General features: G+C 71.9%; 12 protein-coding genes. 4 read left to right on the top strand and 8 right to left on the bottom strand.

Annotated features, from left to right (window positions below):
• Window positions 1-363: 363 nt before the first annotated feature.
• Window positions 364-1,005: a DNA-3-methyladenine glycosylase gene (locus ACIQUR_RS10465; RefSeq protein ID WP_403661391.1), complete on the bottom strand. Its 642-nt coding sequence runs from the start codon at window positions 1,003-1,005 to the stop codon at window positions 364-366.
• 104 nt (window positions 1,006-1,109) lie between these two features.
• On the opposite strand from ACIQUR_RS10465, the gene ACIQUR_RS10460 reads away from it, so the two are divergent.
• The 3 genes from ACIQUR_RS10460 to ACIQUR_RS10450 all read left to right on the top strand — a co-directional run bounded on the left by ACIQUR_RS10460 (window position 1,110) and on the right by ACIQUR_RS10450 (window position 3,132).
• Window positions 1,110-1,892, top strand: a complete 783-nt coding sequence (locus ACIQUR_RS10460) for a sporulation protein (protein WP_399940472.1) — start codon at window positions 1,110-1,112, stop codon at window positions 1,890-1,892.
• A 51-nt stretch (window positions 1,893-1,943) separates the two neighbouring features.
• A complete protein-coding gene (locus ACIQUR_RS10455; protein ID WP_403661387.1) occupies window positions 1,944-2,480 on the top strand; it encodes a YbhB/YbcL family Raf kinase inhibitor-like protein in 537 nt (178 codons plus the stop codon).
• 148 nt (window positions 2,481-2,628) lie between these two features.
• The gene (locus tag ACIQUR_RS10450) at window positions 2,629-3,132 is read left to right on the top strand and encodes an HNH endonuclease (RefSeq protein ID WP_403661384.1); all 504 of its coding nucleotides are present in this window, start codon (window positions 2,629-2,631) and stop codon (window positions 3,130-3,132) included.
• A 78-nt stretch (window positions 3,133-3,210) separates the two neighbouring features.
• Here the strand turns inward: ACIQUR_RS10450 and ACIQUR_RS10445 are convergent, their stop codons facing one another.
• The 4 genes from ACIQUR_RS10445 to ACIQUR_RS10430 form a co-directional block, all read right to left on the bottom strand.
• A complete protein-coding gene (locus tag ACIQUR_RS10445; RefSeq protein ID WP_403661381.1) occupies window positions 3,211-3,981 on the bottom strand; it encodes a sulfite exporter TauE/SafE family protein in 771 nt (256 codons plus the stop codon).
• A gap of 178 nt (window positions 3,982-4,159) precedes the next feature.
• Window positions 4,160-5,104 carry an SPFH domain-containing protein gene (locus ACIQUR_RS10440; RefSeq protein WP_399940464.1) on the bottom strand — a complete coding sequence of 315 codons (945 nt, stop codon included), beginning with the start codon at window positions 5,102-5,104 and terminating at the stop codon, window positions 4,160-4,162.
• Window positions 5,105-5,214: 110 nt separating this feature from the next.
• Entirely contained in the window at window positions 5,215-5,643 is a 429-nt protein-coding gene (locus ACIQUR_RS10435; RefSeq protein ID WP_403661377.1) for an NfeD family protein, read from the bottom strand.
• A gap of 50 nt (window positions 5,644-5,693) precedes the next feature.
• Window positions 5,694-6,494, bottom strand: a complete 801-nt coding sequence (locus ACIQUR_RS10430; protein ID WP_403661374.1) for an ABC transporter ATP-binding protein — start codon at window positions 6,492-6,494, stop codon at window positions 5,694-5,696.
• Between the two features lie 138 nt (window positions 6,495-6,632).
• On the opposite strand from ACIQUR_RS10430, the gene ACIQUR_RS10425 reads away from it, so the two are divergent.
• Window positions 6,633-7,421 (top strand): hypothetical protein, encoded by a 789-nt coding sequence (locus tag ACIQUR_RS10425; RefSeq protein WP_403661371.1) that lies wholly within the window; start codon window positions 6,633-6,635, stop codon window positions 7,419-7,421.
• 171 nt (window positions 7,422-7,592) lie between these two features.
• Here ACIQUR_RS10425 and ACIQUR_RS10420 read toward each other — a convergent pair whose 3' ends face one another.
• The 3 genes from ACIQUR_RS10420 to ACIQUR_RS10410 form a co-directional block, all read right to left on the bottom strand.
• The gene (locus tag ACIQUR_RS10420) at window positions 7,593-7,838 is read right to left on the bottom strand and encodes a chaplin (protein WP_403661368.1); all 246 of its coding nucleotides are present in this window, start codon (window positions 7,836-7,838) and stop codon (window positions 7,593-7,595) included.
• A 168-nt stretch (window positions 7,839-8,006) separates the two neighbouring features.
• Complete coding sequence (locus tag ACIQUR_RS10415; protein WP_403661365.1) at window positions 8,007-8,684, bottom strand: response regulator; 678 nt, start codon at window positions 8,682-8,684, stop codon at window positions 8,007-8,009.
• Complete coding sequence (locus ACIQUR_RS10410; RefSeq protein ID WP_403661362.1) at window positions 8,677-9,822, bottom strand: GAF domain-containing sensor histidine kinase; 1,146 nt, start codon at window positions 9,820-9,822, stop codon at window positions 8,677-8,679. Before ACIQUR_RS10410 ends, ACIQUR_RS10415 begins: the two co-directional genes overlap by 8 nt.
• Between the last annotated feature and the right edge of the window lie 190 nt (window positions 9,823-10,012).

The raw sequence follows: 10,012 nt of genomic DNA, 5'->3' as shown, positions 1-10,012 counted from the left end.
GCACGCTGTTGAGTTCTCAAGGTGCGGTCGCTTCCTTTGTTCCCGTTTCCGGGCCCTCCGGGCGCTTCCTTCGTTTCCGACTCTATCAGATCTTTCCGACCCGATTTCCTCGGTGCTTTCCGGTTCCAGCGGCGTTTCCGACGCTTTTCCCTTTCGGCGGTCACTACGTTAGCGGATTTCCCCTGCGGCGCATAATCGAGCCGTCGGCGTCGAATTCGGGCATGCCGAATTCATTCCCGCCAGGGTGAATCGTAGGTAGTGGTTGGCCGCTTGCGAGTTGCCCGGTCGGCCCCGATGGGGTCTGCCAAGAGCAGTGCTCGTTTCTTACGGCTCGGGCTACGTTAGGCGTCTCGCCAAGCCGAGTCAAGTCGAGCGGCGGCGCGGCGCGTGGGCCCGGTAGGGGCTGACGGTGGGCTCGCCGTAGAGCCAGAAGCGCCAGGGGTGGTGGGCGCCGTCGCCGCCCACTCCGGTGCGCGGACCGGTGCGCAGCAGGTCGGGGGCGGGCTCCTCCCCCGTCAGGACGGTCAGGGGGGATGCGGGGTCGCCGCAGAGGTCCGTGCCGTCCAGGGCCCGGGTGACGTCGAGGGCGGTGGCGAGGCGGGCGGGGCCTTTGGCCAGTTCCTTGTCGTTGCGGGCCGAAAGTCGACGTTTACGGGCGAGCTCGGCGCCGGTGGTGATCTCGCCGGCGCGGAGGAGGACTCCACTGGCCTTGCCCTCGGGCCCGCACTCCAGGTTCAGGCTGAACCACATGCCGTAGATGAAGTAGACGTACGCGTGTCCGGGCGGTCCGAACATGGAGGCGTTGCGTGCGGTGCGGCCGCGGTAGGCGTGGGAGCCCGGGTCGGTCTCGCCGTCGTAGGCCTCGACCTCGGTGATGCGGAGTTCGATGGGGCCCTCGTCGGTGGTGCGCACGAGGGTGCGGCCGAGGAGGTCGGGGGCTACGGAGAGGACCGGCCGGTCGAAGAAGGACCGGGGCAGGGGCGTACGGTCGAAACGTGCGCTCATCCGTCCGAGCGTAGTGGACTGCCGCCCGGGCGGAACCGGGCTCTAGGGTTTCCGCGTTTGTAGAGGTCAGTCCCGCACAGGTCCAGTACAAGGGGAGACAGAGCATGGGGTTCAAGAAGCTGCTCGCGGCCATGGGTGCCGGCGGTGCGTCCGTGGAGACCGTCCTGTCGGAGGTCAACGTCGTCCCGGGCGGTGTCGTCCAGGGCGAGGTCCGGATCCAGGGTGGTTCGGTGCCGCAGCAGATCGAGGGGCTGTCGGTGGGGCTCCAGGCGCGCGTCGAGGTCGAGGGCGGTGACCAGGAGTACAAGCAGGACGTCGAGTTCTCGAAGCTGCGGCTGGGCGGTGCCTTCGAGGTGCAGGCGGGGGCGGTGCACGCGGTGCCGTTCGGTCTGGAGATCCCGTGGGAGACGCCGATCACCCACTTCGCCGGGCAGCACCTGCACGGCATGAACATCGGTGTGACCACGGAGCTGGAGATCGCGCGTGCGGTGGACGCCGGCGATCTGGACCCGATCAACGTGCACCCGCTGCCGGCGCAGCAGGCGATCCTGGACGCCTTCGGTCAGCTGGGCTTCCGCTTCCGCAGTGCGGACATGGAGCGCGGGCACATCCGCGGTACGCGGCAGCGGCTGCCGTTCTACCAGGAGATCGAGTTCCTGCCGCCGCAGCAGTACCACGGTCTGAACCAGGTGGAGCTGACGTTCGTGGCGGACGACCGCGAGATGGACGTCGTGCTGGAGATGGACAAGAAGCCGGGTCTGTTCTCGGAGGGCAGCGACACGTTCCGCTCGTTCACGGTGGGGCTGCACGACTACCAGGGCACGAACTGGGCGGCGTACCTCAACGAGTGGATCGCGTCGGTCGGTTCGAAGCGCAACTGGTTCTAGGCTGCCCGCAGCAGTTCCGACAGCCGTGTCCGCGTGATCAGGAGGTTTTCCGTGACCCAGCTCAGCAGGCCGCCGCTCCCCCACGACTTCCACCCGGAGGTCGCCTCGTTCACCGTGGTGAGCGAGGACCTGGCTCCGGGTGCGGATCTGGGGCCCGACCAGGTGTACGCGGGCGGGAACGTGTCGCCGCACCTGCGGTGGGAGGGGGCTCCGGACGGGACGAAGAGCTACGCGGTGACGTGCTTCGACCCGGACGCGCCGACCGGCAGCGGTTTCTGGCACTGGGTGGTCTTCGACATCCCGGCGTCGGTGACCGAGCTGCCCGCCGGTGCGGGCAGCGGGAAGTTCACGGGGCTGCCCGAGGGCGCGGTGCAGGTGCGCAACGACTACGGGACGAAGGACTTCGGCGGTGCCGCTCCGCCGGCGGGCGAGCGGCACCGGTACGTGTTCACCGTGTACGCGGTGGACCGTGAGCGGCTGGGTCCCGACGCGGACGCCTCGTGTGCGGCCGTCGGGTTCCATCTGCGCTTCCACGCGGTGGGGCGTGCGCAGCTCATCGGTGAGTACGAGGCCCCCGCGGACAACTGATCGTTCGCCGGGGGTTCGCCCGGTCCTGGTCTAAAGGTGGCCAGGACCGGGCATTTTTATTGCGTTGTCCCGCGTGGCGCACCCGGACAGAGTGGTTACGGGCCTTGGGCGCCGAGGGGTGCGGGCCTGCACACGGGAGGTGGGCGAGATGCGGGACACGCTGGTACTGAACGCGAGCTTCGAGCCGCTGTCGACGGTGACTCTGAACCGTGCGGTGGTGCTCGTGCTGCAGGACAAGGCCGTCGTCGAGCAGTCGCATCCCGAACTGCGGGTGCGTGCGGCCGCGGTGGAGCTTCCGGTACCGCGGGTGATCAGGCTGTGCAGGTACGTGCGGGTGCCCTTCCGAAGACACGCGCCGTGGTCGCGGAGGGGGGTGCTGGTGCGGGACCAGCACCGGTGCGCGTACTGCGGTGCGCGGGCGACGACGGTGGACCACGTGGTGCCGCGGGCGCAGGGTGGCGGGGACACGTGGCTGAACACGGTGGCGTCGTGTGCGGAGGACAACCACCGCAAGGCGGACCGGACGCCGGAGCAGGCGGGGATGCCGTTGCTGCGGCGGCCGTTCGTGCCGACTCCGGCGGACGCGATGCTGTTCTCGCTGGGTGCGGGGCCGCGGGCGGCGCTGCCGGAGTGGCTGGCGCAGCCGGCGTAGCCGTACGTACGTACGTGCCGATCGGTGGGCAGGGCCCGTCCCCGGGGTGGGGGCGGGCCCTGTGCCGTGTGCGGGAGGTCAGCGCAGGACGAGCTGGGCGATGGCGGCGAGGCCGACGGTGACGATGACGCCGCGCAGGACGGTGGGTGGGAGGCGGCGGCCGACCTTGGCGCCGATCTGGCCGCCGAGGGTGGAGCCGATGGCGATGAGGAGGACGGCGGTCCAGTCGAACTCGGCGACGAAGAGGAAGAAGACGGCGGCGATGCCGTTGACCAGGGCGGCGATGACGTTCTTGACGGCGTTGGTGCGCTGGAGGTCGTCGTTGAGGAAGAGGCCCATCAGGCCGAGGTAGAGGACGCCCTGGGCGGCGCCGAAGTAGCCGCCGTAGGCGCTGGCGACGGTCATGCCGGCGAGGAGGGCGGGGCCGCCGTCGGGGTGGGCGGGGTCGGTTCCGGCGGCTTCCCGGCGGCGGCGGAGTGCGGCGGCGAGGCGGGGCTGGGCGACGACGAGGACGAGGGCGAGCCCGATGAGTACGGGGACGATCGTGTCGAAGGAGTCGGAGGGGAGGGTGAGGAGGAGGGTGGCGCCGGCGAGGCCTCCGACGAGGGACACGGAGGCGAGGCGGAGGATGCGGGCGCGCTGGCCGGCGAGTTCCTTGCGGTAGCCGATGGCTCCGCTGATGGCGCCGGGGACCAGGCCGAGGGTGTTGGAGACGTTGGCGGTGACCGGTGGGAGTCCGGTGGCGAGGAGCACCGGGAAGGTGATCAGGGTGCCGGAGCCGACGATGGCGTTGATGGTGCCGGCGCCGATGCCGGCGGCGAAGACCGCGAGTTGTTCCCAGATGGACATGGACCGGGCCAGCCCCTTCGTTCGGTGAGTCGCCTCCCCGCCATGAAGGTCGGGGGGCCTCACTGATCATGCACGAGGGGTGGGCCCGGTCGTCGGGGTGTCCGCGTCCGGTCGTCAGGTCGCCCGTGGGGTGGTCTGACGGCCGGGTGGTGCGTCGGCGGGTGGCCGGTGCGGGGTGTCAGTCGATGGGGGGCTGTTCGCGGCGGGGGGCCGGGGGCTCTTCCTTGCGCAGGGGTGAACTGCCGCTGGGGCCGCCGAAGTTGCCGATGGCGCCGCTGAGGCCCTTGAGGGCGTCGCCGATCTCGCTGGGGACGATCCAGAGCTTGTTGGCGTCGCCTTCGGCGATCTTCGGGAGCATCTGGAGGTACTGGTAGGAGAGCAGCTTCTGGTCGGCGTCGCCGGCGTGGATGGCCTCGAAGACGGTGCGGACGGCCTGGGCCTCGCCCTCGGCGCGGAGCGCGGCGGCCTTGGCCTCGCCCTCGGCGCGGAGGATGGAGGACTGCTTCTCGCCCTCGGCGCGGAGGATCTCGGACTGGCGGACGCCTTCGGCCTGGAGGATGGCGGCGCGCTTGTCGCGGTCGGCGCGCATCTGCTTCTCCATCGAGTCCTGGATGGAGGTGGGCGGTTCGATGGCCTTGAGCTCGACGCGGTTGACGCGGATTCCCCACTTGCCGGTGGCCTCGTCGAGGACGCCGCGGAGGGCGGCGTTGATCTCCTCGCGGGAGGTGAGGGTCCGTTCCAGGTCCATGCCGCCGATGATGTTGCGGAGGGTGGTGACGGTGAGCTGCTCGATGGCCTGGATGTAGCTGGCCACTTCGTAGGTCGCGGCGCGGGCGTCGGTCACCTGGTAGTAGATGACGGTGTCGATGTTGACGACCAGGTTGTCCTGGGTGATGACCGGCTGCGGGGGGAAGGGCACGACCTGTTCGCGGAGGTCGATGCGGTTGCGGATGGAGTCGATGAACGGGACGACGATGTTCAGTCCCGCGTTGAGGGTGCGGGTGTAGCGGCCGAAGCGTTCGACGATCGCCGCGCTGGCCTGCGGGATGACCTGGATCGTCTTGACCAGGGCGATGAAGACCAGCACCACCAGGATGATCAGGACGATGATGATCGGTTGCATACGGTTCCCCCGTACCCTTCTGACTGCCTGTCCGGCCTCTTGCTGCCCCGTCGGTTACGGAGTCTCGCAGACGCGGGGCCCGTGGGGCGCGGGGTTTCGGTGACCTGGGGTCACATGACGACTGCGGTGGCGCCGTCGATCTCGACGACGTCGACCTGCCGGCCGGGTTCGAAGCTGGCGTCCGCGTCGAGCGTGCGGGCGGACCAGATCTCGCCGGCCAGTTTGATGCGTCCGCCGGTGCCGTCGACGCGTTCGAGGACGACGGCGGTTCTGCCGCGCAACGCGTCGACCCCGCTGGCGAATTCGGGCCGCTGGGAGCGGTGGCGGTTGGCGATGGGCCGTACGACGGCGATGAGCGCGACGGATACGGCGGTGAAGACGAGGACCTGACCGGTGACTCCGGCGCCGAGGGCGGCCGTGACGGACGCCGCGAGGGCGCCGACGGCGAACATACCGAACTCGGGCATCGCGGTCAGGACGAGCGGAATGCCCAGTCCGGCCGCGCCGATGAGCCACCACACCCACGCGTCGATTTCCACATGGTCATGGTAATTCGGTCGGGCGCGGTCCGGACAGAGGACGTCGGGGTTCAGCGCAGGGGGAGGCCCTGGGCGGTCCAGCGGTCGCCGTCGGTGCGCTCGACGACGAGCGGGAGGCCGAAGCAGAGGGAGAGGTTGCGGGACGTGAGTTCGAGGTCGATCGGTCCGGCGGTGACGACCTTGCCCTGACGGATCATCAGGACGTGGGTGAAGCCGGGGGCGATCTCCTCGACATGGTGGGTGACCATCGCCATGGAGGGGGCGAGCGGGTCGCGCGCGAGGCGGCCGAGGCGGCGTACGAGGTCCTCGCGGCCGCCGAGGTCGAGGCCGGCGGCGGGCTCGTCGAGGAGGAGGAGCTCGGGGTCGGTCATCAGGGCGCGGGCGATGAGGGTGCGCTTGCGCTCGCCCTCGGAGAGGGTGCCGAACTTGCGGTCGAGGTAGTCGGACATGCCGAGGCGGTCGAGGAAGGCGCGGGCGCGCTGCTCGTCGATCTCCTCGTAGTCCTCCTGCCAGGTGGCCGTCATGCCGTAGGCGGCGGTGAGGACGGTCTGGAGGACGGTCTGGCGCTTGGGCAGCTTGTCGGCGAGGGCGATGCCGGCGACGCCGATGCGGGGGCGCAGCTCGAAGACGTCGGTGCCGGGCTTGCCGAGGGTGCTGCCGAGGATGCTGGCGGTGCCCTTGGTGGGGAAGAGGTAGCTGGAGGCGACGTTGAGGAGGGTGGTCTTGCCGGCGCCGTTGGGGCCGAGGATCACCCAGCGCTCCCCCTCCTTGACCGACCAGGAGACCTGGTCCACCAGAGCCCGGCCCTCGCGGACCACGGATACGTCCACCAGCTCCAGTACATCGCTCATGAGCGCGTTGTCTCCCATTGCAGTCTTGGTTGTCCCAGCCGCCGCCTTCAGGCGCAGCCCCCAGGGAAAACCTACGCCACTCGGGGTGGGGTCCGGGGACTCGGGCCCCGCCTGGCGTCAGGTCCGTAGGGTGGTCGCATGCTTTCGGAACCACGTTCAGGGCGGCTGGCCGCCTGGGGAAACGCTTTGCTGGGTGGGCTGGTGTCGCCGGACGACGCCGTGCTCGCGGTGGTCGGGGACGATGCGGTGCACCGCGTGGAGGGGCTGCCCGGCGAGCCGGCGCCGGTCGGTCTGACGCTGGGGCTCGGCCGGTTGCGGGCGCTGGGGGTGACGGGTCTGCGGGTGGCGCTGCCGGCGCCGGGGCATCCGCTGGGGCTGAGCGGTCCGCCGGAGTTCAACGCGCGGGCGCTGGAGGCGGAGGAGGCGGTCGTCGCGGTGGGGGCGGCGCTGGGGCTGGTGCCGGAGGTGTCCGAGGCCGGGCCGGCGGGTGACGTGCACGTGGAGGTGGTGTGGCACTGCCTGCCGGTGCGGGAGGCGCCGCCGGCGGACGTGCCGTCGCTGGGCGAGGCGGAGCGGGAGCTGGCGGAGGCGCTGCGGGAGGCGACGGTGGTGCTGACGCGGCTGGACGTGGCGGCGTCGGGGCCGGTGGCGGAGGCGGCGCTGGACGCGTACCGGGCACGGGCGGAGGCGGGGCGCGAGGTGCTGGCGCCGGGGTATCCGCCGCGGGCGGTGCGGGTGCTGGAGCTGGCGCAGCGGATCGCGCTGATGACGGAGCTGGCGGTGGGCACCGGGCACGGGGGCGCGGTGGCGGCCTCGGAGATGGCGGCGCGGACGGAGGCGCTGCGGCCGGTGGAGCGGGTGGCGCGGCGGGCGCAGGTCGCGGCGTACAACGCGTACGTCGAGGAGCAGGAGCGGCGGCGGGGTTAGGCCCTGTTTCGGATCACGTCGGGCTCGCGGGGCGGCGGGGGCCGGTTCGGGGGTGCTCCCCCCGGCTGTGGCCGGGGGTGTCCCCCGGGGTGTGCGGGGCGCGTTGGGCCGGGGCGCGCGCCGGCCCCCGTACCGCCAGGAGGTACGGGGGCCGACGGGTTCGAGGTGGCGTCAGGCGTTGAGGCCGGAGTTGCCGAAGGCGGGGTTCAGGGCGCCGATGACGGTGACGGCGTTGCCGACCACGTTCACGGGGACGTGGACGGGTACCTGGACGAGGTTGCCGGAACCCACGCCGGGGGAGTTCAGGGCCTCGCCGTGGGCGTGGGCGCCGCCGTGGGCGGAGGAGACACCGGCGGCGGCGGCGACCAGGCCGCCGGCGATCATGGTGACGGCGGTGGCCTTCTTGAAGTTCTTCACGTTCGACGTCCTCACTGGTCTTCGCCGCGGCCGGCCGCCGCGGCACGCCATGGGAAACGGTCGCCCGCCGGTCAGGATGCGCCATGTGGGGTACATCCACCCGACGGTATGAATCTCAGCCCGGACCGTGACCCGCGGCGGTCCGGTCAGGGTGCGGCGGCGATCCGGTCAGGAATCGGTCAGACCGTGACGTACGGCCCACAGCGCGGCCTGGGTCCGGTCGGCGAGGTCCAGCTTCATGAGGATGTTCGAGACGTGGGTCTTGACGGTCTTCTCGGACAGCACGAGGGCACGGGCGATCTCCCGGTTGGAGCGGCCGTCGGCGATGAGGCCGAGGACCTCGCGCTCGCGCTCGGTGAGGGTGCCGCCGCGGCTGCCGGCCGGGGCCTGGTCCTCCTGGGCGAGCAGGGCGCCGGCGACCTCGGGCTGGAGCAGGACGTGGCCGGCGTGGACGGAGCGGATGGCGCCGGCCAGGGCGTCGGGGTCGATGTCCTTGTAGACGTATCCGGCGGCGCCCGCGCGGAGGGCGGGGACGACGGTGCGCTGCTCGGTGAAGCTGGTGACGATCAGGACGCGGGCGGGGTTGGCCAGCTCGCGGAGGCGGCGCAGGGCGTCGATGCCGTCGGTGCCGGGCATCTTGACGTCCATCAGGATGACGTCGGGGCGGAGCTCCTCGGCGTGCGCGACGCCGGTTTCGCCGTCGGCGGCCTCGCCGACGACCTCGATGTCGTCCTGGACCTCCAGGAAGGTGCGCAGCCCCCGGCGGACGACCTGGTGGTCGTCGACGAGCAGGACCCTGATCCTGGGTGCGCGTGCGGTGGTGGGGCGGGCCGCCGTGTCAGCCACCGGGGACCTCCATCTCGATCGTGGTGCCCGTGCCGGGCTCCGATTGCACGGTGAGCCTGCCGCCGACGCCGCCGGCGCGGTCGCGCATGGAGACGAGGCCGAGGTGCCGGCCGGCGCGGCGGACCGTGCGGGGGTCGAAGCCGCGGCCGTCGTCGGTGACGCGGAGCAGGGCACCGGTGCCGCGGCGGGTGAGGGTGACCTCGACGAGTCCGGCGCCCGAGTGGCGCAGGGCGTTGTGGAGGGCTTCCTGGGCGACCCGGAGGAGGGCTTCCTCCTGGGCGGCGGGGAGTGCGCGTACGCCGTCGCACCGGAAGGTGACGTGGGAGGCGTGGGCGCGGTCGAGGACCTGGATCTGGGTGCGCAGGGTGGCGACCAGGCCGTCCTCGTCGAGGGCGGCGGGACGGAGTTCCACGACGGCGGCGCGCAGCTCGTCGGCCGCCTCGGCGGCGAGCGCGGTGACCTGGTGGAGCTCCTCCTTGGCGCGGGCCGGGTCGCGGTCCACGAGGGCGGTGGCGGCCTGGGCGGTCAGGCGCAGGGAGAAGAGCTTCTGGCTGACGGCGTCGTGCAGCTCGTGGGCGAGGCGGGAGCGCTCCTCGGCGATGGTGAGCTCGCGGCTGCGTTCGTAGAGGCGGGCGTTGGTGAGGGCGATGGCGGCGTGCTGGGCGAGGATGCCGAGCAGTTCCTCGTCCTCCTCCGTGAAGCCGCATCCTCCGCCGGGGCGGGGGCACCGCTTGTTGGCGAGGAAGAGCGCGCCGATGACGTCGTCGCCGTCGCGGACGGGCAGGCCGAGGAAGTCGGACATCTCGGGGTGGGCGGCGGGCCAGCCCTCGAAGCGGGGGTCCTCGCGGACGTCGGCGAGCCGCTCCGGGGTGGCCTGGTGGAGCATCGCGGCGAGGATGCCGTGCTGCCGGGGCAGGGGGCCGATGGCCCGCCACTGCTCGTCGCTGACGCCGTCGACGACGAACTGTGCGAAGCCGCCGTGGTCGTCGGGGACGCCGAGGGCGGCGTATTCGGCGTCGAGGAGTTCCCGGGCCGAGGCGACGATCGTCTTGAGCACGTCCCGGACCTCCAGGTGGCGGCTCATCGCGAGGAGCGCCGTGGAGACGGCGGCGAGGCCGGTGCGGGGTCGGTGGCTCATGGGCTCACCGTACCCGCGGGGGGTGCGGTCCGGATCGGACCGGGGTCGGGGGGCGGGGGGCGTCGGTCGCAGGGCCCGGGACCTGCGGCGGAGGGCCCTGGGGCCTAGGCCGAAGGACCCTGGGGGTGCGGCCGCGGGGCCGATCCGGGCGGGGGCGGTCCGTACCTACGTTGAGGGCGTCGGATACGGA

The organism is Streptomyces sp. NPDC101132 (assembly GCF_044759225.1).
Classification (GTDB): Bacteria; Actinomycetota; Actinomycetes; order Streptomycetales; family Streptomycetaceae; genus Streptomyces.
Note: the sequence above shows the minus strand (reverse complement) of the source record. Positions and strands in the feature narration are given on the sequence as shown.